Consider the following 21,628-nt stretch of genomic DNA (forward strand, 5'->3'; position numbering starts at 1 on the left):
GGCTCGTCCCCATGGCACGACCCGACGGCCGCAGCGCCGATGACCTCCGCCCCGTCACGTTCTCGCGCGGCTGGCTGGCCCACGCCGAGGGCAGCGTCCTGGTCGAGTTCGGCCGCACCCGCGTGCTGTGCGCGGCCAGCGTCACCGAGGGCGTGCCGCGCTGGCGCAAGGGCAGCGGTCTGGGCTGGGTGACAGCGGAGTACGCGATGCTGCCCCGCAGCACCAACACCCGCAACGACCGCGAGTCGGTCAAGGGCAGGATCGGCGGCCGCACGCACGAGATCTCCCGTCTGGTCGGGCGCAGCCTGCGGGCGGTCGTCGACGAGAAGGCGCTGGGGGAGAACACGATCGTGCTCGACTGCGACGTGCTCCAGGCCGACGGCGGCACTCGCACGGCGGCCATCACCGGCGCCTACGTCGCCCTCGCCGACGCGGTGGGATACCTGCGCGAGCGCGGCGCCCTCAAGGGCAACCCGCTCAAGGACTCCGTCAGCGCGGTCAGCGTCGGCATCATCGACGGCGAGCCCCGCCTCGACCTCTGCTACGACGAGGACGTCAAGGCCGAGACCGACATGAACGTCGTCATGACCGGCGACGGCCGCTTCGTCGAGGTGCAGGGCACCGCCGAGGGCGCGCCGTTCGACAAGGCCGAGCTGGACGCGCTGCTCGAGCTCGCGGCCGGCGGCTGCACGCAGCTCGGCGTGCTGCAGGCGGAGGCGCTGGGGCGATGAAGGTCGTGCTCTCGACGCGCAACGCGCACAAGCTGCAGGAGGTGCAGCGGATCCTCGCCGCCGAGGCGGTCGCCGGGGTGGAGGTCGTCGGGCTCGACGGCTTCGACGTGCCCGAGGTGGTCGAGGACGGGGTCAGCTTCGCCGAGAACGCGCTGCTGAAGGCCGAGGCGGCCGCGCGTGCCACGGGCCTGCCGGCGATCGCCGACGACAGCGGCATCGCCGTCGACGCGCTCAACGGCATGCCGGGCATCTTCTCCGCGCGCTGGGCCGGCACCCACGGCGACGACCAGGCCAACCTCGACCTGCTGCTCGCGCAGGTCGCCGACGTGCCGGATGCGCGCCGCGGAGCGAGCTTCGTGTGTGCGGCGGCGCTGGTGCGCCCCGACGGCTCGCGCCACGTCGAGGAGGGCGTCGTGAGGGGTACGTTGCTGCGCGCCCGCAGGGGAGAGGGCGGGTTCGGCTACGACCCCGTCTTCGTGCCCGAGGGGCACGAGCTCAGCACGGCAGAGATGTCCCCGGCCGCGAAGGACGCGATCTCCCACCGCGGCAGGGCTTTTCGCGCACTGTCGGGGGCACTGCGCACGCTGGCCCGCTCCTGAGCGTCACGCCACCCACGTCGTCTCGCCGGCCAGGCTGGTCAACCGGGCGCTGACGCCCAGGTGCGCCAGCCGCTCGGGCGCGGTCGTGCGCCACACCGACGCGGCGATCGCGAGCGCGGCCGCGGCGGGCGCGCTCGGGGACGTGACCACGACCTCCCGCCACAGCGGCACGACCTCGCGACCGGACCCGGGGTCGACGACCGCCTCCGGCCCGGCCCACGTGCGGGCCGTGCCGCGAGGCAGCAGGCCGCCGGGGATGTCCCACTCCCGCGTCTCGCCGGCGACGGCGGCGGAGGCGCCGGCGACGACGAGCGCTCCGCTTCCGCACCGCGCGTAGATCTCTCGTGCGGCGCTCTGCGCGGCCATCGCCAGGGCCACCGGCTGGAGCACCAGAGTGGTCTCGTGTGGCATGACGAGCATGCCGGCGTCGACGCGTACCGTGCACCACCCTGCCGCTCGCCGCGGCGGCTGTGCGCTGCCTCCGCAACCCACGAGCACCTTGGTCGTGCCACCGGGTCGCACGGTCGGGTCGAAGGCGCCGTCAGTGAGTCGCGCGGCCTCCAAGGACTGAGACACGATCCACGCCAACAGTGGACTGATGTGGACAGGTCCGGTGCCTGCCCGGCGCGTGCGTACGATCTCCGACGAGAACGACGTCGAGCACGCGCCGAGTGCGGCGTTGACGTGCCGTCGGGCGATCCTGACAGCGCGTCGGTGCAGCCGCGGGTCCACGAGCCCGACGGAAGTACGGATGTCACCGGTGCGGGTCACGGGTAGCAGGTTCATGCCTCGAGCGTCGGCCCGATCCCTGTGCGTGGGCTGAGCACCGGCTGGTCGTTCCATGTGCTGTCGGCGGCCGATCGAGGCACAGGAACCGCACAGTGCAGGCACAACGCAGCGACAGAGCGCCTGGCGAGAGTTGCGGCATGACCTCGACATCCCTCGCCCCACCACGAGTCGACCCACTGCCGCCCCCGCCGATGCCGACGCCGCCGGGCAAGGACCTCTCGTGGGTCCGGCCTGCCCTCGTCGGCCTGCTCGCCCTGACCGCGGTGCTCTACCTCTGGGGCCTCGGAGCCTCCGGCTGGGCCAACTCGTTCTACGCGGCCGCCGTGCAGGCGGGGTCGGTGAGCTGGAAGGCCTTCTTCTTCGGCTCCTCGGACGCCGCGAGCTCCATCACCGTCGACAAGACGCCGGCTTCGCTGTGGGTCATGGCGCTCTCCGCCCGTGTCTTCGGCATGAGCAGCTGGTCGATGCTGGTGCCGCAGGCGCTGATGGGCGTGGCGAGCGTCGGGCTGCTCTACGAGGCAGTGCGCCGCGTCACCACGCCGGCCGCCGGTCTCTTCGCCGGCGCGGTGCTCGCGCTCACGCCGGTCGCGGTGCTGATGTTCCGCTTCAACAACCCGGACGCGCTGCTCGTGCTGCTGCTCATGGGCGCTGCCTACGCGATGACGCGCGCGGTCGAGAAGGCCGAGACGCGGTGGCTGCTCCTCGCGGGAACTCTCATCGGCTTCGGCTTCCTCACCAAGATGCTGCAGGCGCTGCTCGTGGTGCCCGGCTTCGCACTCGCCTACCTGGTGCTGGCGCCCACACCCGTACGCCGTCGCATCGTCCAGCTGCTCGGCGCCGGTCTCGCGCTGTTGGTCTCGTGCGGGTGGTGGATCGCGACCGTCGAGCTGATGCCCGCCTCCGCCCGCCCCTACATCGGCGGCTCGCAGCACAACAGCATCCTCGAGCTGGTCATCGGCTACAACGGCCTCGGCCGCCTGAGCGGCAACGAGACCGGCAGCGTGGGCGGCGGGGGTGGCGGCGGCACCGGCATGTGGGGCGAGACCGGCATCCTCCGGCTGTTCGACGCCGAGATGGGCGGCCAGGCCTCCTGGCTCGTCCCCGCCGCGCTGCTCCTGCTGGTCGGCGGCCTCGTGGCGCTGCGCCGCGCCGCCCGCACCGACGTGGCGCGCGCTGCCCTGCTGCTGTGGGGGAGCTGGCTGGTGGTCACCTTCCTCACCTTCAGCTTCATGAGGGGCATCTTCCACGCCTACTACAACGTCGCCCTCGCCCCCGCGATCGGCGCGACCGTCGGCATCGGCGCCGCCCTCGTCTGGCGCGAGCGCGCGGCCCTGTGGGCCAGATGCGTACTCGCAGCCGCGGTCCTCGTCTCGGCCTGGTGGGCATGGGTGCTGCTCGGCCGCTCGGCCGACTTCGTGCCGTGGCTGCGCCCGGTGGTGCTCGTCGTGGGCGTCGTCGCCGCGGTCGCGCTGCTCGCACCGCAGCTCGGCGCTCGGGTGACCGCCGCCGCAGTGACGCTCTCGCTGGTCGCGGCGCTGGCGGGACCGGCGGCGTACGCGGTGGAGACCGCAGCCACGCCCCACACCGGGTCGATCGTGACCGCCGGTCCCACCGTCGCCGGCTCCGGCGGCCCGGGCGGGCGAGGCGGCTTCGGCGGCCAGCGCGGCCCCGGCGGACCGGGCGGCCAGCCGCCCGCGGGTGTCGGCGGCGGCACCGGCGCCCCCACGGGGGGACCCACGGGCGGCGGCGCCGGCGGCCTGCTCAACGGCTCGACGCCCACCGCGGAGCTGACCGCGCTGCTGCAGACGAATGCCGACGACTACACGTGGGTGGCCGCGGCGGTCGGGTCGAACACCGCCTCGGGCTACCAGCTCGCGAGCGGCGACCCGGTCATGGCGATCGGGGGCTTCAACGGCAGCGACCCCTCACCCACGCTCGCCGAGTTGGAGGCGCTCGTCGCCGCCGGCACGATCCACTACTTCATCGGCGGCGGCGGGATGGGCATGGGCTCGCAGAGGGGCGGCAGCAACGCCTCGGGCGAGATCGCGTCGTGGGTGTCCTCGACCTACACCGCCACCACGGTCGGTGGTGTGACGGTCTACGACCTGTCAGCCCGCTAGTGCAGTCGGTGCCGCCGCTGCTCACCACTTCGGGTGAGCAGCGGCGGAAGCCGGACCGCCGAGCCGTCGCGGTGGTCAACTCGTGGTGCCTGCGCGTCACTCCCCCGTGTGGCGCGCAGGCCCACGTCCACCGACCCGTGTGCGGAAGAGGGGACTCGAACCCCCAAGCCCTCTCGGGCACGGGAACCTAAATCCCGCGCGTCTGCCAGTTTCGCCACTCCCGCCCGACGGCGTCGATCCTAGGGCCGACGCTGACCACGCCTCAGACCCCGAGCTCCCGGCGCAGCTTGGCCACGTGGCCGGTGGCCTTCACCGCGTACATCGCCTTCTCGACCGTGCCCTGCTCGTCCAGCACGAACGTCGAGCGGATGACGCCGGTGACCTGCTTGCCGTAGAGCGACTTGGTCCCGTAGGCGCCCCACGCGGTCATCACCGAGCGGTCGGCGTCGGAGAGCAGCGGGAAGCTCACCTGCTCGGCGTCGCGGAACTTCGCCAGCTTGGCGGGAGCGTCGGGGGAGATGCCGACCACCGCGTACCCGGCCGCAGCGAGCGGCTCGAGCGAGTCGCGGAAGTCGCAGGCCTGCTTGGTGCAGCCCGGCGTGCCGGCGGCGGGGTAGAAGTAGACGACCGCCTTGCGCCCGCGCAGCGAGTCCAGCGACACCGGCGTGCCGTCGGCGTCGGGCAGGGTGAAGGCGGGCGCGGTGTCGCCGGGCGACAGCCTGCTCGTCTCGGTCATGCGTCGTCCTCCTCGCAGGGGTCGGCGGCAGCCTAGCCCCGGCCCGGACGGCCGGCTCGTCGAGCAGCCCCCCTCTCGCCCTGACGCGTATGCGTCCGCCATGATCGGGCATAGAGAGTCCAGCACCCGTCACCGAGACGCACCGGCCACCGCCGCCGATGCCGCGCAGGAGGAACCCACCGTGAGCGATCCCTCCCGGACCGTGTCGCCGAATGGTGCGGCGAACCGCTCGCCCAAGGACATCGAGCGCGACATCGAGCTCACCCGCAACCGGCTGGCCGGGACCATCGACGAGATCAGCGAGCGGGTCAAGCCCGCCAACGTCGTGGCCCGGCTCAAGGAGAAGGCGCGCGAGCAGGTCGTCGCGCCCGACGGCAGCCTGCGCGTCGACCGGCTCGCGGGAGCCGCGGCCGCCGCCGTGTCGGCATTGGGTCTCGTGGTGCTGCGCGCCCGGCGCCGCTGAGCCTGCCCGTGACCGCTCTCGAGCCCGGCGTCCCCGTCCGGCTCCTGCACGACCGCGTCCTCGTGCGGCTCACGCCCGGCGAGGGCGAGCGCCGCACGGGCGCGGGGATCGTCATCCCCGCGACCGCCGCCGTCGGCAAGCGCCTGGTCTGGGGCACGGTCGCGGCGGTCGGCCCCAACGCCCGCGCGATCGAAGCCGGCGACAGCGTGCTCTACGACCCCGAGGACAAGCCGGAGGTCGAGCTGCACGGCGCGACCTACGTGATGCTGCGCGAGCGCGACGTGTCGGCGCTCGCCGCGGCCCGGGTGGCGGACAGCGCGACCGGGCTCTACCTCTGAGCGCGATGACGAGCGTGCTGCCGGGCGCCGAGCCCTTCTCCGCCGACGGCGACCGCGACGGCGTCGGCGACGGCATCGGCTTCGTGCTCAGCCACGGGTTCACCGGCTCACCGGCCTCCATGCGGCCCTGGGCCGAGCACCTCGCCGCTGAAGGCTTCACGGTGCGCGTGCCCCGCCTGCCCGGTCACGGCACCACCTGGCAGGACGCGAACTCGACGACCTGGCAGGACTGGTACGCCGAGGTCGAGGCGGCCTACGACGAGGTGGCCGCCCGCTGCTCGACGGTGGTCGCCGGCGGGCTCTCGATGGGTGGCACCCTGGTCACCCGACTCGCCGAGCGGCGGCCGCTGTCGGGCCTCGTGGTGGTCAACCCCTCCTACGCGACCGAGCGGTGGGACGCCCGGCTGGCGCGCTGGGTCTCGTGGGCGGTGAGGTCACGGCCGGCCATCGGCGGGGACATCAAGCGCCCGGGAGGCCACGAGCCGACCTACGACCGCACGCCGGTGGCCGCATTCGCGTCGTTGCAGCGGCTCTGGACCGTCACCCGGAGGGACTTCGGGCTCGTACGCGCTCCCGTGCTGCTCTTCCGCAGCCGCGAGGACCACGTCGTCGAGCCGCTCTCCGCCGAGCTGCTGCGCGCGGGCGCGACCGGCACGACGGTCGAGGAGGTGGTGCTCGAGGAGAGCTACCACGTCGCGACGCTCGACAACGACGCGCCGCTCATCTTCTCCAGGTCCGTCGAGTTCGCGCGGGGGCTGGTGGGTAGAGGGCTCGTGGCGCCGGGGCTCCCGACGCCGTAGTCGACCGACGAGGAGCAGTCATGGGCATCGAGGACAGCATCGAGAAGGCCAGCGACGCGGGCATCGAGAAGGCGGGCGACGCGGCCGAGGCCAAGACCGGCGGCAAGGGCGAGCAGCAGATCGAGTCCGCGGAGAAGGCGGCCGACGCCAAGATCGGCGAGTAGCCAGCCCGCTTCGGCACGGACGAACCTCCCGGACCGGGAGGCGGACTTCTTACGGACCTGTGACGTACGCGCCGGTTCCCTTGGCGCGGCGGCAGACGGTGGAGAACCTCGAGGAGTCCCTCTCCCGCCGTCCCGGAGGTCCGTCCATGCACCGCACCACTCGCCGCACCCTCGCCCTGGCCGGCGCCCTCGCAGCCGGCGCGGCGGTCACGCCGCCTGCCTTCGCGGCGACGCCCAACAACAGCCCCCGCGGCGCGGCCTTCGTCCAGGAGAACGCCCTGTCGGGCAACACGGTCGTCGGCTGGTCCAGGCTGCGCGACGGCTCGCTCGTCGCCTCGGGCGCGTGGGCCACCGGCGGCAACGGGGGAGTCACGCAGGGCGCCCCCTTCGACGCGCTCGCCTCGCAGGGCTCGCTCGTGCTCGACCACGCGCACGGCCTGCTGCTCGCCGTCAACGCCGGCAGCGGCACGCTCACCGTCTTCTCGGTCCACGGCGCGACGCTGACCCGGCGCCAGGTGCTCTCGACGGGCGGCTCGTTCCCCGTCAGCGTCAGCGTGTCCGGCGACCTGGTCTACGTGCTCAACGGCGGCGGCTCGGTCGGCGTGACCGGCTTCCGCATCGGTGCCGGGTCGAGCCTCACCGCCATCCCCGGCTCCGCGCGCAGCGTAGGCATCACCAACACCGCCGTCCCGGAGTTCCTGCACTCGCCGGGGCAGGTCGGCTTCACGCCCGACGGCCGGACCCTGCTCGTGACCACCAAGGTCGGCGGCACGGTGCTCGGCTACCCGGTGCGCAGCGACGGCACGCTCGCGCCGACCCCCGCCGTCACGCCCGTCGACGGCGTGCCCTTCAGCTTCGCCTTCGACCGGCGCGACCACCTCGTCCTGACCGACGCGTCGGTGTCGCGCACGCTGGTCTACGCGGTCGGCAGTGACGGCTCGCTCACGAGGCTCGGCGCGTCGGCCCCCGACGGGGGTGCGGCGCTGTGCTGGAACGCGGCCTCGCGCCACTTCGTCTTCGGCACCAACAGCGGCAGCGGCACGCTCGCCGCCTGGAAGACGGGGCCGCACGGCGACGTCACCCAGGTCGGCGGCACCGGTGCCGTCAGCGCCGTGGGCGACGGCGCGCCGCTCGACCTGTCGGTGAGCTCCGACGACGACCACCTCTACGCGCTGAACCCGCTCACCGGCACGGTGCAGGGCTGGTCGATCGGCTCCGACGGCAGCCTCGCGCAGGTCGAGGACGTGGCCGGCCTGCCGCAGTTCAGCCCGGCCACGGGCGGCCCGGAGGGCCTCGTCGCCAGCTGAGCCGGCTGCTGGCGGGACCAGCAGGAGCGCGTCAGGACGCGGGCAGGGCCAGCCGGAAGCGGCAGCCCTCGCCCGCGTTCTCGACCGTCGCGGTGCCGCCGTGCGCCTCGGTGATGCCGCGCACGATGGCCAGTCCCAGACCGGCTCCGCCGCGGCCGCCCGGCGAGCGTGACGCGTCGGCCTGCCAGCCGGTGTCGAACACGCGGTCCAGGTCGGCGGGCGCGATGCCGCCGCACCCGTCGCTCACCTCGAGCAGCACCTCGCCGCCCGCGCGGCGCGCGGTCACCTGCACCGTGCCGCCGGAGCCGGTGTGCCGCACGGCGTTGCCGACCAGGTTGTCCAGCGCCCGCTGCAGCGCGCTGACGTCACCCTCGAGCACCAGCTGCTCGCCCGCAGCACCGACGAGCTCGACGCCGCGGGCCTCGGCGACCGGCCGTCCGCCCGCGATCGCGTCGCTCACCAGGTCGTGCACGCGTACGCGCTCCCGCCGCCCCGACCGCGCGCCGGACTGCACCCTCGAGAGCTCGAACAGGTCGTCGATCATCCCGGTGAGCCGGTCGACCTCGGTGCGCACCGTCTTGAGCTGCACGGCGGGGTCGGCGCCCACGCCGTCCTCGAGCGCCTCGACCACCGCGCGCAGACCGGCCAGCGGCGTACGCAGGTCGTGCGACACCCACGCCACCAGCTCGCGCCGTGACCTCTCCAGCGAGCGCTCGCGCTCGGTCGCCTCCGCCAGCCGCGCGGCGGTGCGGTCGAGCTCGTCGGACAGGTCGGCGAGCTCGGCGGTCCGCGAGCGGCGGCCGGGGGAGTACGCGCGCGCCTCGGCCAGCGACGCCGCGTGCCGCTGGGCCTCGCGGACGTCGCGGGCGACCTCGCGGGCGAGGAGCAGTCCGACGACCGCGGCGCCGAGGCCGGCCACGACGGCGATCATCACGACGACGTGCAGAGCGCCTGCGGTCAGGTACATCTCGTGCGAGGCGACCGCGGTGCCGGCCACCACGGAGAGCACCGCGGTGAGGACCGCGCCGGCGAGGCTCACGCCGATCGGCAGCCGCCGCAGCGCCCGGAAGACCAGCAGCAGCGCGCCGCCGAGCAGCAGCGAGCAGGCGGCGGCGACGACGAGCACGCGGGTGTCGGGGCCGAGGCTCACGGGGTCGCCGCCCACCGGTAGCCCACGCCCCACACCGTCTCGAGCAGCACCGGCGCCGCCGGGTCGGCCTCGACCTTCTCGCGCAGCCGCCGCACGTGCACCGTCACCGTGGAGCGGTCGCCGAACGACCAGCCCCAGACCCGCTCGAGCAGCTCCTCGCGCTTGAACGCCTGGCCGGGGTGGGCGACGAGGAAGGCCAGCAGGTCGAACTCCCGTGCTGTCAGCGAGACCTCGGCGCCGCGCACGTGCACCCGGCGCGACGACGGGGACACGACGACCCCGCCGCTCGTGACGTCGGCGGCGCTGGCGACCGGGCCACCGCGTACGCGGCGCAGCACCGACTCGACGCGCAGCACCAGCTCGCGGGGGCTGAAGGGCTTGGTCACGTAGTCGTCGGCGCCGACCTCGAGGCCGAGCACGCGGTCGTCCTCCTGGCCCAGGGCGGTGAGCAGGATGACCGGCGTGGCCGCGGTCGCGACCTCCGCGCGCAGCGCCCGGCAGACCTCGATCCCGTCGACGCCGGGCAGCATCACGTCGAGGACGACGAGGTCGGGGCGGTGCTCGCGGGCCGCCGCGAGCCCGCGGCCGCCGTCGGCGACCGAGTGGGCGGTGAAGCCCGCCCGGCGCAGGTAGTCGACGACGACGCCGGACACGACGGCGTCGTCGTCGACCACGAGGACCGAGCCGGGCACGCGCCTCAGCCTACGGCGGCGGAGGGCAGGTCACGTACGCGTCGCGCCGACCGTCAGCAGCGCCGCGGAGGCGAGCCCGGCCAGCGTGCGCACGGTGTTCCAGCCGGTCCACGGACCGCTGAACTGCGACCACGCGTGCGCGGCGCCTGCGGAGGCGGGGTCGACCGTGGCGAGGGTGTCGTTGAGCGGCACGTTCGCCGCGATCGTCACGCCGACGACGCCGATGAGGTAGACCGCGCCGCCGACCAGCAGCAGCGTCGAGCCCGCCGACCCGCGGTGGCGCGCAGCCTGGAACGCCACGACGCCGCCCAGCAGTGCGGTCCCGAACAGCGCGGTCATGAAGGGCGCGCGGACGGCGGTGACGTTGACCGACTGCATCGCCGCGACCGCCTGGCTCGCCGGCAGCCGGTCGAGCGCCGGCATGACGAACGAGCTGAAGGCGAAGAAGACTCCGCCGTTGAGGCCGGCACCGACGGCGGCGGCGATGACGAGGGGACGGGAGGCACCGGCGGCGGTGGTCCCGCCGGTGGTGAGCATCTGGAGTGCTGTCATGGCTCCAGTGCAGCGGCTGGAACGCGCGTCGGGAATGGTCGCGAGTCTGCGGTGCATGCGCCGTCGTCTCGGAGTGGCTAGCCTCGGCGTCGTGGACTCGGTCGCCGGTCTGCTCGACGGTCCGCGGGCGCGCGGTGCGTTCCTGCTGCGCTCGCGGCTGGCCGCGCCGTGGTCGATCCTCGTCGCCGACGAGGCCCCGCTCTCGCTGGTCACCGTGGTGAGCGGCTCTGCGGACCTGCTGCCCTCGGGTGCCGACCCCGTGCACCTGCGCCCGGGCGACGTGGCGCTGCTCACCGGGCCGGCGGCGTACGTCGTGGCCGACTCCACGAGCACGCCGCCGCAGGTGCGCATCGGGCCGGGGCAGGAGTGCGAGGCGCTCGTGCAGCCGGCGGTGATGCGGGAGCTCGGGGTGCGCACGTGGGGCAACGACCTCGACGGCGAGACCGAGCTCGTGACCGGCACCTACGTCGTCGAGGGCGAGGTGAGCCGGCGGCTGCTCGGAGCGCTGCCGCCGGCGATGGTGGTGCGCCGCGAGGAGCGCACGGACCCTCTCGTCGACCTGCTCGCCGAGGAGGTCGGCCGCGACCTGCCGGGCCAGGAGGCGGTGCTCGACCGGCTGCTCGACCTGCACCTGGTAGCAGTGCTCCGCGCGGAGTTCGCGCGGCCGGCGGACGGCACCCCGCGGTGGTACCGCGCGACCGGCGACGCCGTGGTGGGCAAGGCGCTGCGGCTGCTGCAGGAGTCGCCCGAGCAGCCGTGGACCGTCGCGACGCTCGCCCGCGCGTGCGGGGCGTCGCGCGCGGCGCTGGCCCGCCGCTTCGCCGAGCTGGTCGGCGAGCCGCCGATGGCGTTCCTGACCGCGTGGCGGCTCTCGCTCGCGGCCGACCTGCTGCTCGAGCCGGCCAGCACGCTCGACGCGGTGGCCCGGAGAGTGGGCTACGGCAGCGGCTACGCGCTCAGCGCCGCGTTCACGCGCGAGCGCGGCCAGAGCCCGGCGCAGTGGCGGCAGGCGGCGCGCTCGACGGCGTGAACGCCGGTCGAGCGGGAAGGAGGCTGGCGCACACCGATTCCCTGTGACGAGGAGGAGCTGCAGTGGCCAGCGAGGACGACAGGCTCGCCGAGGTCGAGCGCGAGCTGGCCGAGCTCGACGAGCGGCACGGCATCGACCCGTCCCTGCCGACGGCCGTCGTGCCCGAGGAGGTGGTGGACCAGCGCCGCCAGCTCGAGCAGGAGCGCGACCGGCTCAGGGGGTCGTGAGCGCGATCCGCTCGAGCACCTCGTAGCGCGGGCTCGGGCCCAGCAGGCTGCGCACGACGGTCACGTCCTGCGCCGTCCACTCCGGGCCGGCGTAGTCCGCGAGCCGCTGCGCCCACGGGCGCAGATCCGGCTTCCCCCGTCCGCGCGCCAGCGTGAGATGCGACCGCAACTGCTCGTCCTGCCACCCGATGGCTCGTGCGAGCGCCGCGAGCGGCTCGGTGTCGCCGGCGACGCCCGCCCACAGCACCGACGAGCCGAAGCGGCCCGCGCCTGCGAGCTGCAGGTGCAGGGGCGCCGAGGAGCGGACTGCCTGCTGCGTATGCTGCACGACCTTCGCGACGCCCTCGCCGTCGACGTCGCCGACGAACGCGAGCGTGATGTGCCGGCGCTCGGCCGGCACCCAGCGCAGCGGTGCGTCGAGCGCGTCGAGGGCAGCCTGGAGGTGCGCGGCCGCCTCGGCCGAGGGCCAGAGCGCGACGAAGACGCGGGTCGGCGGGTCGTCGGTCACAGCAGGGCGTCGAGCGGCGCGACCGGCACCAGCCTCGCCGCCTGCCCGGCGAGAGCGGCGTCGAGCGTCACCAGGGCGTCGGCCTGGAGGCGGGTGAGCGCGACGTACTCCGCGTCGAGCGTGTCGGGCCAGCCGAGCTCGTCGGCGACCTCCCAGGCGACGCGCTGGAGCACCCGGTCGCCGAGCAGGCGCAGCCGGAGCCCGCGCACGGAGTCGAGCTGCCGGTCGGCCTCGGCGCGGGTCAGCCCCCCTCGCCGCACGGCGGCGTAGAGGGCGGACAGCACCTGCGAGCGCAGCAGGGCGGGCGCGAGCAGCTGGTGCGCTGCGTCCACCTGCGTGCCGGACGACGCGAGGTGGAGCGCGACCCTCGGGTCGATGACGTAGCGCGGCACGAGGACCACAGTGGCACGGCGTGGGCCTCGTCATCCCTGTCGTGCTGCTAGGCGTCGCGGAGCCCGACGGCGTCGTGGGTCCAGAACACGTCGGGATAGACGAGCGTGCCGGTCATCCACGGCTCGTGCGCCGGCAGCAGCAGCACCTGGAAGGCGGCCTCGGGGATGCGCAGCGAGGGGCGGCGGAACCCGTGGGGCGCACCGGGCGAGAAGCCCCGACGGGAGTAGTAGCGGGGGTCGCCCTCGAGGAAGACGGCCGGGCTGCCTGCAGCGGCGCAGTCGTCGACGGCTGCGGCGACGAGGGTGCGGCCGACCCCCTGGCGCTGCGCGGCAGGCAGGACCGACAGCGGGCTGAGCACCCGCACGGTGACGAGCCTCTGCGGCGCGTCGAGCAGGGCGTCGGTCACCATCACGTGGCCGACGACCGCCCCGTCCTCCTCGCCGACCAGCGACGTGCCGCGGCCGCCGGACACCAGCCCGCGCAGGCTCTCCACCAGGTCGGCCACCACCCGCCCGTGGTCGCCGAACGCCTGCAGGTGCAGGTCTTCGACGACCGCCCGGTCGTCGGGAAGCTCGGGACGGACGAGCAGCGTCACCCGGCACCCCGGTCGGGTGCGCCCATGTCGCCGGTCGTCGGGACACCGTCGGCCAGGCCGTAGACCAGGTGCACCACGCCGTTGGGGCTCGCCACCGGCGGCTCGAGCAGCCTGAGGTTCGCGGGCACCGCCCCGCCCTCGAACAGCTTCTTGCCCACGCCGAGCACGACCGGGTGCACCCAGAGGTCGAGCGTGTCGAAGAGCCGCTCGCGGAGCAGGGTCTGCACGAGGTCGAGGCTACCCACGACCTTGACGTCGCGGTGCCTGTCCCGGACCTCGCGCACAGCGGCCGGCAGGTCGGCGCCGAGCGTGCTCGAGCCGGCCCACGACAGGTCGGGCTCGCCGCGGGAGGCGACGTACTTCGGGATGCGGTTGAACAGCTCAGCGATGTCGCCGTCCTCTCCGCCCTTCTGATGGGGCCAGTAGGCGGAGAAGATGTCGAAGGTGCGGCGTCCCAGCAGCAGCGCGTCGGTGCCCTCGTAGGCCGCGAGGACCTGCGCGCCGGCCACCTCGTCGAACAGCGGCGCCTGCCAGCCGCCGAAGGGGAAGCCGCCCTCGGGGTCCTCCTCCGGGCCGCCGGGCGCCTGGGCGACCAGGTCGAGGGTGGCGAAGAGCTCGATCGTGATGGTGCCCATGGCTGCTCCTGCGAGGTCCGCGCGGGCGGCTGGTCCGGCCCGTCGAGGAGTAGACCAGGCGGCACCGACGAAGTGATCGGTACGCGGCGGGGCGGCCGTGGGGCGCCCCGCCGCGCGAGGGCTCAGCCTGCGTACGCGACCGCGAGGTCGAGCACCCACGTGCCGCCGAAGCGGTCGGTCACCATCCCGAACAGCGGGGAGCAGCCCGCGGGGCCGAGGGCCGCGCGCACGGTGCCTCCCTCGGCGAGCCCGGCAGACAAGCGGGTGAGCTCGTCGGCGTCGTCGGCCCCGAGGAAGCCGAGCGCCGCGTTGGGGATCCTCGCCGAGCGACAAGCAGCAGCTGCCAACGGGTGAGCACCACTGCGTACGCCGTCGCTCACTCGCGCTGGTAGCGCTCGTAGACCACCTGCGAGGGGAACGTGCGCGACTCGACGAGCCGCAGGCGTACCGGTTGCTGCAAGGGAGGGAGGTGCCGCGTGCCGCCGCCGGCGATGACCGGGCAGCGGAACACCTGCAGCTCGTCGACGAGACCGAGCTCGAAGGCCGCGGCGGCCAGCGTCGCCCCGCCGGTCTGCACGTCCTTGCCGCCGGCGCCCAGCGCCGCCGCCTCCTCGGCCAGCGGGGCGCGGGCGAGCCGGGCGTTGCCCTGCACCCGGTCGAGGGTGCGGCTGAAGACGACCTTGGGCAGCGCGCACCAGATGTCGGCGAAGCGGTCCATGGCCGCGTCGGCGCGCATCGCCGGATCGTCCTCCCACGGCAGCATGGCCTCGTAGAGCCTGCGGCCCAACAGGTACCCCCCCAAAGACCCCACCAGCTCCGTGTGCAGCGCGAACAGCTCGTCGTCGGGCTCCGTCCACGCGAAGCCGCCCTCGCGGTCGTTGACGAACCCGTCGACCGAGGCGCTCATCGACATCACCAGCACCGGCCCCACCTCCCGTGCGCGACCGTACGCGCGGCCTGGCAGCCTGGGAAGCATGGTGGAGCGGACGCGCGTCGTGGCCGGCGAGGTCACGCTGGCGGTCAAGACCTGGCGCACCAGGGCGGAGTCGCCGCGGCGGACGGTGGTGCTGCTGCCCGCGACCGCCGAGACGGCGGACGACTGGGACGTCGTCGCTGCCGCCCTGGTCGACACGCGCACGGTCCACGCGGTCGACCTGCGCGGCCACGGCGGGAGCGACTGGCCCGGCACCTACTCCGTACGCCTGCTGGCCGCCGACGTCGCGGCGCTGCTCCCGCGACTGTCCGCAGAGCCCGTCGACCTGGTCGCCCACTCGCTGGGCGGGCTGGTCGCACTGGCGGCGACCGCCTCTCGTCCGGAGCTGGTCCGCAGGCTGGTGCTCGAGGACGTCGGCCTGCTGCGTCCGCGGACCCCGGCACCGCCGTCGCGGCCGCCGGGAGAGCTGGCGTTCGACTGGCGCGTGGTGGAGCAGGTGCGCCCCGAGGTGGACGACCCCGACCCGCGGTGGCGGCAGGTGGTCGCCACGGTGCCGGCGCCGACCCTGGTCATCGGCGGGGGAGCGAGCAGCTCGATCCCGCAGGAGCAGGTCGCTGACCTGGTGGGAGCGATGCCCGACGCCCGCCTGGTCACGATCGACGCCGGCCACCTCGTGCACGAGCACCAGCCGCAGGCGTTCATCGAGACGCTGCGGGGGTTCCTCGACGGGCCGCTGCCGCACGTGTTGGCGTGACCGGCCGGCGGCGGCGCACGGCACTGCCCGCGCAGGCGACGACCGCCAGCCCGCCGAGCACCGTGGCGGGGCCGACGTGCTCGTGCAGGAGCAGTGCCGCCCACGCGATGCTGAGCACCGGCTGCACGAGCTGCACCTGGCTGACACGGGTCATCGGGCCGATGGCCAGGCCGCGGTACCACGCGAAGAAGCCGAGGAACATGCTGATGCAGCTGAGGTAGGCGAACGCCAGCCACTGGTGGGGCGTGCCCGACGGGTGCGTGTGGAGCGCTGAGGCTCCGGACAGTGCGAGCATGACCGGCGCGGCCAGCACGAGCGCCCACGAGACCGTCTGCCAGGCGCCGAGGTCGCGGGACAGCAGACCGCCCTCGGCGTAGCCGACCGCGGCGGCCAGCACCGCGCCGAGCAGCAGGGCGTCGGCCCAGTGCAGGGAGCCGAGGCCGCCGTCGTGCACGGCGGCGAAGAGCGCCACAGCAGCGACGCCCAGACCGGCCGAGGTCCAGAAGGCCGGCGACACCCGCTCCCGGCCGCGGAGCACCGCAGCCGCAGCCGTCGCGGCGGGCAGCAGGCCGATGACGACGGCGCCGTGGCTGGCCGGGGTGCGCGTGAGGGCGAAGGAGGTGAGCAGTGGGAAGCCGGCGACCACGCCACTTGCTACCACTGCGAGTCGCAGCCACTGGCGCGCGCTCGGCAGCGCCTGCCGGGTGGCCAGCAGGGCGACCGTGGCCAGCAGGGCGGCCACGACGGCCCGCCCCGCGCCGATGAACAGGGGTGCGAGCCCGTCGTGCCCGGCCACGCGCGTGAAGGGGACGGTGAAGGAGAAGGCGGTGACGCCGAGGAACCCCCACGCGAGGCCCGACGCCTCCGGTAGCACTGCCGGGGCGACATGGATAGCGCTACTCTGTTGCGTCATGGCCAACGATAGCGCAACGCGCATCGTCGAGGCGCTGCTCCCGTGGATCGCCTCGGCTCCCGCCGGTGCTCAGCTGCCGTCGAACCGCGCGCTCGTGCTGGCGCACGGTGCCGGCCCCGTCACGGTGCAGAAGGCACTGCGGCAGCTGACCTCCCTCGGGCTCGTGGAGACCCGCCCGGGCGTGGGCACCTTCGTGCGTGGCGCGCGCGCCACGAGACCGGCCGACCACAGCTGGCAGACCGCGGCGCTCGGCGCACTTCCCGCCCGGATGACCGTGTCCTCCACGCAGCGGACCTCCGCCCCGGATGCGATCGGGCTGCACTCGGGCTACCCCGCGAAGGACCTGCTGCCCGAGCACCTCGTCCGCCCCGCGCTCGTCCGTGCCGTCCGCAGCGAGCACGCGCTCGTGCGGGCGGAGGCCGCCGGACTGCTGCCGTTGCGCGAGTGGTTCGCAGCGCAGGTGGCGGCGGGCACGCCTGCGGACGTCCCGGCACCCTCGGCCCACGACGTGCTGGTGATCCCCGGCAGCCAGAGCGGGCTCAGCTCGATCTTCCGCGCGCTGGTGGGCCACGGCCGCCCTCTGGTGATCGAGTCGCCCACCTACTGGGGAGCGATCCTCGCTGCTGAGCAGGCGGGAGTCCGGCTGGTGCCGGTGCCCTCAGGGCCGGACGGGCCCGACGTCGACGAGCTCGCCCGCGCGCTCACCTCGACGGGCGCGCGGGTGTTCTACGCACAGCCGACCTTCGCCAACCCCGCCGGCACGTCGTGGTCGCCCGAGGTGGGCAGGGCCGTGCTCGAGACGGTGAGGGCGCACGGCGCGTTCCTCGTCGAGGACGACTGGGCGCACGACCTCGCGATCGACGCGGACCCGCGGCCGCTCGTCGGGCTCGACGACGACGGTCACGTCATCTACCTGCGATCGCTCACGAAGTCGGTGTCGCCGGCACTGCGGGTGGCTGCCGTGGTAGCCCGTGGTCCGGCTCGAGACCGCATCCTCGCCGACCGGGCGGCGGAGTCGATGTACGTCAGCGGTGTCCTGCAGGCGGCGGCGCTCGACGTCGTCACGCAGCCGCGCTGGTCGGCGCACCTGCGCGCACTGCGGCCGCAGCTGCGCGCCCGGCGCGACCTGCTCGTCGACAGCGTGCGCATGCACGCCCCGCAGGTCGACGTCGAACGGGTGCCGGTCGGGGGCCTGAACCTCTGGTGCCGGCTGCCCGGAGGGACCGACGTCGAGCTCCTGGTGCGCGAGTGCAGCGCCCGTGGCCTGGTGGTCGCTCCTGGTACGGAGTGGTTCCCGGCCGAACCGTCCGGACCCTTCATCCGCCTGAACTTCGCCGGCGAGGACCCGACGCGGTTCCCCGACGCCGGTCGGATCCTCGGCGCCGCGCTGGTGGCGTCCGGCTAGGAGGCAGCGGGTCACTGCGTACGCGTGCGCGTCTTCGCGTCGTACATCGCGCGGTCGGCGCGGTGGAGGACCTCGTCGGCCGCCTCGGAGGCGCTCGCCGTCACGACGCCCGCGGACGCCTGGGGGCGGAACTCCTCGTCGCCGTAGGGGACCGGTTGCTCCACCGCCTGGACGGCGCGGATGAGGAGCGCTGCTGCCTGCTCCTCGCTGACGTCGACGGCCAGCACGGCGAACTCGTCACCGCCGACGCGCGCCGCGGTGTCAGCAGGACGCAGCACGCTCTGGAGGCGGGCGGCCACCTCGCGCAGCACGGCGTCGCCCGCGGCGTGCCCGTGCACGTCGTTGACCTGCTTGAACCCGTCGAGGTCGAGGTAGAGCACCGCGACGCTGCCCTCGGCGCGGCGGCGGCCAGCCAGCGCCTGGGCGAGCCGGTCGTCGAAGAGGCGGCGGTTGGCCAGGCCGGTGAGGGGGTCGTGCAGGGCGAGCTCGGTGAGCCGGGCCTCGGCCGCGCGCCGGTCCGTGACGTCGTCGATGACCATGACGATGTGTCGGGAGCCGTCGGGCTCCTCGACCAGCCGGGACGCGACGAGCACGCCGACCGCCTCACCGCCGTCGACGACGAAGCGGCACTCGAAGCGGCTGGTGCCGCCGCGCTGGCTGAGCTGGTCGCAGGCCTCGTGCGCGGCGGGCACGTCGTCGGGGTGCGTGACGTCGAAGAGCGGCGTACCGAGCAGCGCCCCCGCCGGCCGGCGGAGGAGGGCGTCGAACGCGGGGTTCGCCTGCTGGACCACTCCTCGGTCCGAGCACAGCACCATCGCCATCGGGGCGTTGTCGAAGGCGGAGCCGACCGGGCTGAGCTCGTGGCGCGGCGTCGGCACGGCCCCGTCGTGCGGCGGTGTCATGCGGTCTCCTCGTCCGGGCCTGCTCTGTTGTGGAGGGAACATTAGCCGTGCGGAGGGACGTACCGATCCGGTAACGGAACTACCCACCTACCGGTCGGTAGGTCTAGGCTCCGGATCTCCCCGGACGACGACCTTGGAGGTCCCCTGTGAGACGACGCCGCCTGCCCCTGGTGGGGCTCGCCCTCGCTCTCGGAGCCGGCGCGGCAGGCACGCTCGCCGCCGCGCCCAGCAGCGCCAGCACCACGCCGCAGGCCGTCCTCGGCGCCCGCGGGGTGCCGCTGCTGCACGTGTCCGGCCTGGTGTTCAAGGACCTGGACCGCAACGGCCGTCTCGACACCTACGAGGACTGGCGCAAGCCTGCGAAGACCCGCGCGCTCGACCTCGTGGGCCGCATGACGCTGGCCGAGAAGGCCGCGACGATGGTGCACGGCACCCTGCCGACGGCGAGCGCGTCGGTGCCGGGCGGGGGCTCGAGCTACGACCTCGCCGGTGCGCGCGCCATCATCCAGGGCGAGCACGTCACGAGCGCCATCACGCGACTGTCGGGCGCCGCCGACTCGCTCGCCGCACAGGACAACGCGCTCCAGCAGATCGCGGAGCAGGGCCGCCTCGGCATCCCGCTCACCATCAGCACCGACCCGCGCAACTCGTTCCAGTACGTCCCGGGCGCCAGCGTCCAGTCCGGCTCGTTCTCGCAGTGGCCCGAGACCACCGGGCTCGCCGCGACCAGGGACGCACAGCTCGTACGCCGCTTCGGCGACATCGCGCGCCAGGAGTACCGCGCCGTCGGCATCACGATGGCGCTCTCGCCGCAGGCCGACGTCGCGACCGAGCCGCGTTGGGCGCGCATCAACGGCACCTTCGGCGAGGACGCCACCGTCGTCAAGAAGATGGCGCGGGCCTACGTGCGCGGCTTCCAGGCCGGCGGCGACGGGCTCAACCAGGACAGCGTCCTCACCGTCGTCAAGCACTGGGGCGGCTACGGCGCCCAGGAGAACGGCTTCGACAGCCACAACGCCTACGGCAAGTACGCGACGTTCACCAGCACGAGCAGCTTCCTCAGGCACCTCGACGCCTTCAAGGGCGCCTTCCAGGCCGGTGCTGCGGGCGTCATGCCGACCTACTCGATCATCAAGGGCGTCAGCATCGACGGTGCGCCGCTGGAGCAGGTCGGAGCCGGCTACAGCAAGCAGATGCTGACCGACCTGCTGCGCGGCACCTACGGCTTCGACGGCGTCGTGCTCTCCGACTGGGGCATCACCGGCACCTGCGACGCCAACTGCACCAACGGCTGGCCCGCCGGCCAGACGCCCGGCTTCGTCGGGTTCGGCACCGACTGGGGCGTCGAGGGCCTCTCGGTCGTCGACCGCTACGCCAAGGGCATCAACGCGGGCATCGACCAGTTCGGCGGCACCGAGGACTCGGCGCCGATCGTGCAGGCGGTGTCGGAGCACAAGCTCACCGTCGCTCGCGTCAACACCTCGGTGATGCGCGTGCTGACGCAGAAGTTCCAGCAGGGGCTGTTCGAGAACGCCTACGTCGACCCGGCCGCCGCTGCGCGCATCGTCGGCAACGCCGGCTTCCAGGCGGAGGCCACCGCAGCGCAGGAGCGCTCGACCGTGCTGCTGAAGAACGCCCGCGTGCCCGGGAGCAAGAAGGTGCTGCCGCTGCGCAGCGGCACCAAGGTCTACCTCTACGGCGTTGACGCTGCGGCCGCACGGCGGGCTGGTCTGACTGTCGTCACGCGTCCCGAGGACGCTGACGTCGCGCTCGCCCGCACCTCGACGCCGTTCCAGACGCTGCACCCGAACTACACGTTCGGCAGCCGGCAGCACGAGGGCAACCTCGCCTTCGCGCCCGGCCAGCCGGACTTCGACGCGATCTCCGCCATCAGCGCCAAGGTGCCGACGATCGTCAGCGTCTACATGGACCGGCCGGCGATCTTGACCGCTCTCGAGCCCAAGACCAGTGCGATCCTCGCCAACTTCGGCATCAGCGACGACGCGCTGCTCTCGGTCGTCACCGGCGCTGCGGAGCCCGACGGCAAGCTGCCGTTCGAGCTGCCGTCGTCGATGGCCGCAGTGGCCACGCAGAAGTCCGACCTGCCCGCAGACAGCGCGCACCCGCTCTACCGCCTCGGGTTCGGCCTGCACTACTGAGTCCCGGCACCTCGCCGGTATCACCACGGCGCCCCCTCCCTCCTCACTACCGAGGGGCGGAGGGGGTGCCGCATGTCGGGAGCTGCCACGACGGTGGTCTTCGGTGGTGCAGGGGCGGCTCTGAGCTGCATCGACCCGGTGCCCTACCTCCGCGACGTGCTGCGGCGGCGTACGCGTCCGCACCGCGGCACGTGGGCTCTGTGGTCGGTGCTCGGCGTCCTGGCGCTGAGCGCGCAGGCGGACCAGCGCCTCGACTGGAGCGTCGCGGCGCTCGCCGTGCAAGCGGTGTCGATCGTCGCGACGTTCCTGCTCTCGATCTCGAGGGGCGAGGGTGGTACGTCTGCGGCCGAGGTCGCGCTCATGGCGTTGGCCGGGTGCGGGCTCGTGGCGTGGTTCGTCTGCGACGACCCCGTCCTCGCGATCGCCGGCGTCATCGCGGCTGACGCGGTCGCCTGCCTGCTCATGCTGCCGAAGAGCTGGCGCGACCCGTGGTCGGAGACGCCGTCGTCGTACGCACTGGCGGGCCTCGCCGGCGCCTGCGCGGCGGGAGCGGTGGGGGACAGGTCGGCCGCGCTGCTCTACCCCTGCTGGTTCGCCGTCGCGAACCTCGGGCTGGCGGCGGTGATCGTGGCCCGTCGCCGCAGCGACGTCGGGCTCCCGCGGCTTGCTCACCTCGACGAGCGGATTGTCATCCCGTTGTCATGGACTGGTGGTGCGGCGCGACGGTAGGAA

The 21,628-nt window shown here is 74.1% G+C and carries 27 protein-coding genes and 1 tRNA gene; 14 read left to right on the forward strand and 14 right to left on the reverse strand.

From position 1 onward, the window contains the following. Nucleotides 1-11: 11 nt before the first annotated feature. Both rph and rdgB read left to right on the forward strand, forming a co-directional pair. On the forward strand, nt 12-731 hold the full coding sequence (rph, locus tag CLV35_RS14915; RefSeq protein ID WP_121194267.1) for a ribonuclease PH: 720 nt from the start codon (nt 12-14) through the stop codon (nt 729-731). After that, nucleotides 728-1,330 (forward strand): RdgB/HAM1 family non-canonical purine NTP pyrophosphatase, encoded by a 603-nt coding sequence (gene rdgB / locus CLV35_RS14920; RefSeq protein ID WP_121194268.1) that lies wholly within the window; start codon nt 728-730, stop codon nt 1,328-1,330. Before rph ends, rdgB begins: the two co-directional genes overlap by 4 nt. 3 nt (nt 1,331-1,333) lie before the next feature. On the opposite strand, the gene CLV35_RS14925 is transcribed toward rdgB, so the two are convergent. Beyond that, entirely contained in the window at nt 1,334-2,269 is a 936-nt protein-coding gene (locus tag CLV35_RS14925; protein WP_121194269.1) for an FAD:protein FMN transferase, read from the reverse strand. Between CLV35_RS14925 and CLV35_RS14930 the strand changes: the two genes are divergently transcribed. Next, nucleotides 2,257-4,239, forward strand: coding sequence for an ArnT family glycosyltransferase (locus tag CLV35_RS14930; protein ID WP_121194270.1), 1,983 nt, complete (start codon nt 2,257-2,259; stop codon nt 4,237-4,239). The genes CLV35_RS14925 and CLV35_RS14930 overlap by 13 nt on opposite strands. A gap of 140 nt (nt 4,240-4,379) precedes the next feature. Here CLV35_RS14930 and CLV35_RS14935 read toward each other — a convergent pair. Both CLV35_RS14935 and bcp read right to left on the reverse strand, forming a co-directional pair. After that, a tRNA-Leu gene (locus CLV35_RS14935) sits at nt 4,380-4,463 on the reverse strand. Between the two features lie 38 nt (nt 4,464-4,501). Next, nucleotides 4,502-4,975 (reverse strand): thioredoxin-dependent thiol peroxidase, encoded by a 474-nt coding sequence (gene bcp, locus CLV35_RS14940; RefSeq protein ID WP_121194271.1) that lies wholly within the window; start codon nt 4,973-4,975, stop codon nt 4,502-4,504. A gap of 181 nt (nt 4,976-5,156) precedes the next feature. Here bcp and CLV35_RS14945 point away from each other — a divergent pair, with 181 nt between their 5' ends. The 5 genes from CLV35_RS14945 to CLV35_RS14965 all read left to right on the forward strand — a co-directional run bounded on the left by CLV35_RS14945 (nt 5,157) and on the right by CLV35_RS14965 (nt 8,047). Beyond that, nucleotides 5,157-5,438: a DUF3618 domain-containing protein gene (locus CLV35_RS14945; RefSeq protein WP_231121839.1), complete on the forward strand. Its 282-nt coding sequence runs from the start codon at nt 5,157-5,159 to the stop codon at nt 5,436-5,438. A gap of 2 nt (nt 5,439-5,440) precedes the next feature. Beyond that, a complete protein-coding gene (locus tag CLV35_RS14950; protein WP_407938216.1) occupies nt 5,441-5,776 on the forward strand; it encodes a GroES family chaperonin in 336 nt (111 codons plus the stop codon). 5 nt (nt 5,777-5,781) lie between these two features. Beyond that, the gene (locus CLV35_RS14955) at nt 5,782-6,576 is read left to right on the forward strand and encodes an alpha/beta hydrolase (protein WP_121194274.1); all 795 of its coding nucleotides are present in this window, start codon (nt 5,782-5,784) and stop codon (nt 6,574-6,576) included. Between the two features lie 20 nt (nt 6,577-6,596). Next, nucleotides 6,597-6,740 carry an Rv0909 family putative TA system antitoxin gene (locus CLV35_RS14960; protein WP_121194275.1) on the forward strand — a complete coding sequence of 48 codons (144 nt, stop codon included), beginning with the start codon at nt 6,597-6,599 and terminating at the stop codon, nt 6,738-6,740. 146 nt (nt 6,741-6,886) lie between these two features. Beyond that, nucleotides 6,887-8,047, forward strand: coding sequence for a lactonase family protein (locus tag CLV35_RS14965; RefSeq protein WP_121194276.1), 1,161 nt, complete (start codon nt 6,887-6,889; stop codon nt 8,045-8,047). Nucleotides 8,048-8,078: 31 nt separating this feature from the next. On the opposite strand, the gene CLV35_RS14970 is transcribed toward CLV35_RS14965, so the two are convergent. From CLV35_RS14970 to CLV35_RS14980, 3 genes are read right to left on the reverse strand one after another with little or no spacing between them, the layout of a single operon-like run. Continuing rightward, nucleotides 8,079-9,197 (reverse strand): sensor histidine kinase, encoded by a 1,119-nt coding sequence (locus CLV35_RS14970; protein ID WP_121194358.1) that lies wholly within the window; start codon nt 9,195-9,197, stop codon nt 8,079-8,081. Next, nucleotides 9,194-9,889, reverse strand: a complete 696-nt coding sequence (locus CLV35_RS14975; protein WP_231121840.1) for a response regulator transcription factor — start codon at nt 9,887-9,889, stop codon at nt 9,194-9,196. Before CLV35_RS14975 ends, CLV35_RS14970 begins: the two co-directional genes overlap by 4 nt. A 30-nt stretch (nt 9,890-9,919) precedes the next feature. Then, on the reverse strand, nt 9,920-10,441 hold the full coding sequence (locus CLV35_RS14980) for an anthrone oxygenase family protein (RefSeq protein ID WP_231121841.1): 522 nt from the start codon (nt 10,439-10,441) through the stop codon (nt 9,920-9,922). Nucleotides 10,442-10,532: 91 nt separating this feature from the next. Here CLV35_RS14980 and CLV35_RS14985 point away from each other — a divergent pair, with 91 nt between their 5' ends. Together CLV35_RS14985 and CLV35_RS20155 are read left to right on the forward strand one after the other, a co-directional pair. Then, on the forward strand, nt 10,533-11,471 hold the full coding sequence (locus CLV35_RS14985; protein ID WP_121194279.1) for an AraC family transcriptional regulator: 939 nt from the start codon (nt 10,533-10,535) through the stop codon (nt 11,469-11,471). Between the two features lie 62 nt (nt 11,472-11,533). Beyond that, on the forward strand, nt 11,534-11,698 hold the full coding sequence (locus CLV35_RS20155; RefSeq protein ID WP_183062000.1) for a hypothetical protein: 165 nt from the start codon (nt 11,534-11,536) through the stop codon (nt 11,696-11,698). On the opposite strand, the gene thpR is transcribed toward CLV35_RS20155, so the two are convergent. The 6 genes from thpR to CLV35_RS15010 form a co-directional block, all read right to left on the reverse strand. Continuing rightward, nucleotides 11,685-12,206, reverse strand: coding sequence for an RNA 2',3'-cyclic phosphodiesterase (thpR, locus tag CLV35_RS20160; protein ID WP_183062001.1), 522 nt, complete (start codon nt 12,204-12,206; stop codon nt 11,685-11,687). The two genes, CLV35_RS20155 and thpR, sit on opposite strands and share 14 nt — an antisense overlap. Beyond that, complete coding sequence (locus CLV35_RS20165) at nt 12,203-12,598, reverse strand: type II toxin-antitoxin system VapC family toxin (protein WP_183062002.1); 396 nt, start codon at nt 12,596-12,598, stop codon at nt 12,203-12,205. Before CLV35_RS20165 ends, thpR begins: the two co-directional genes overlap by 4 nt. Before the next feature lie 47 nt (nt 12,599-12,645). Further along, nucleotides 12,646-13,194, reverse strand: coding sequence for a GNAT family N-acetyltransferase (locus tag CLV35_RS14995; protein WP_231121842.1), 549 nt, complete (start codon nt 13,192-13,194; stop codon nt 12,646-12,648). After that, nucleotides 13,191-13,829, reverse strand: coding sequence for a dihydrofolate reductase family protein (locus CLV35_RS15000; RefSeq protein WP_121194281.1), 639 nt, complete (start codon nt 13,827-13,829; stop codon nt 13,191-13,193). Before CLV35_RS15000 ends, CLV35_RS14995 begins: the two co-directional genes overlap by 4 nt. Nucleotides 13,830-13,951: 122 nt before the next feature. Then, the gene (locus CLV35_RS15005; protein ID WP_147431984.1) at nt 13,952-14,209 is read right to left on the reverse strand and encodes a VOC family protein; all 258 of its coding nucleotides are present in this window, start codon (nt 14,207-14,209) and stop codon (nt 13,952-13,954) included. Next, a complete protein-coding gene (locus CLV35_RS15010) occupies nt 14,206-14,751 on the reverse strand; it encodes a dihydrofolate reductase family protein (protein WP_121194360.1) in 546 nt (181 codons plus the stop codon). Before CLV35_RS15010 ends, CLV35_RS15005 begins: the two co-directional genes overlap by 4 nt. A 52-nt stretch (nt 14,752-14,803) precedes the next feature. Here CLV35_RS15010 and CLV35_RS15015 point away from each other — a divergent pair, with 52 nt between their 5' ends. Then, nucleotides 14,804-15,517: an alpha/beta fold hydrolase gene (locus tag CLV35_RS15015; RefSeq protein WP_121194283.1), complete on the forward strand. Its 714-nt coding sequence runs from the start codon at nt 14,804-14,806 to the stop codon at nt 15,515-15,517. Here the strand turns inward: CLV35_RS15015 and CLV35_RS15020 are convergent. After that, on the reverse strand, nt 15,462-16,430 hold the full coding sequence (locus CLV35_RS15020; RefSeq protein ID WP_121194284.1) for a DMT family transporter: 969 nt from the start codon (nt 16,428-16,430) through the stop codon (nt 15,462-15,464). The two genes, CLV35_RS15015 and CLV35_RS15020, sit on opposite strands and share 56 nt — an antisense overlap. Between CLV35_RS15020 and CLV35_RS15025 the strand changes: the two genes are divergently transcribed. Then, the gene (locus CLV35_RS15025) at nt 16,429-17,835 is read left to right on the forward strand and encodes an aminotransferase-like domain-containing protein (RefSeq protein WP_121194285.1); all 1,407 of its coding nucleotides are present in this window, start codon (nt 16,429-16,431) and stop codon (nt 17,833-17,835) included. The two genes, CLV35_RS15020 and CLV35_RS15025, sit on opposite strands and share 2 nt — an antisense overlap. An 11-nt stretch (nt 17,836-17,846) precedes the next feature. Here CLV35_RS15025 and CLV35_RS15030 read toward each other — a convergent pair whose 3' ends face one another. Continuing rightward, nucleotides 17,847-18,737, reverse strand: a complete 891-nt coding sequence (locus tag CLV35_RS15030; protein WP_183062003.1) for a GGDEF domain-containing protein — start codon at nt 18,735-18,737, stop codon at nt 17,847-17,849. Nucleotides 18,738-18,883: 146 nt separating this feature from the next. Between CLV35_RS15030 and CLV35_RS15035 the strand changes: the two genes are divergently transcribed. Then, nucleotides 18,884-20,896, forward strand: a complete 2,013-nt coding sequence (locus CLV35_RS15035) for a glycoside hydrolase family 3 protein (RefSeq protein ID WP_121194287.1) — start codon at nt 18,884-18,886, stop codon at nt 20,894-20,896. 72 nt (nt 20,897-20,968) lie between these two features. After that, on the forward strand, nt 20,969-21,625 hold the full coding sequence (locus tag CLV35_RS15040; RefSeq protein WP_121194288.1) for a hypothetical protein: 657 nt from the start codon (nt 20,969-20,971) through the stop codon (nt 21,623-21,625). Nucleotides 21,626-21,628: the final 3 nt, after the last annotated feature.

Source organism: Motilibacter peucedani, assembly GCF_003634695.1.
Classification (GTDB): Bacteria; Actinomycetota; Actinomycetes; order Motilibacterales; family Motilibacteraceae; genus Motilibacter; species Motilibacter peucedani.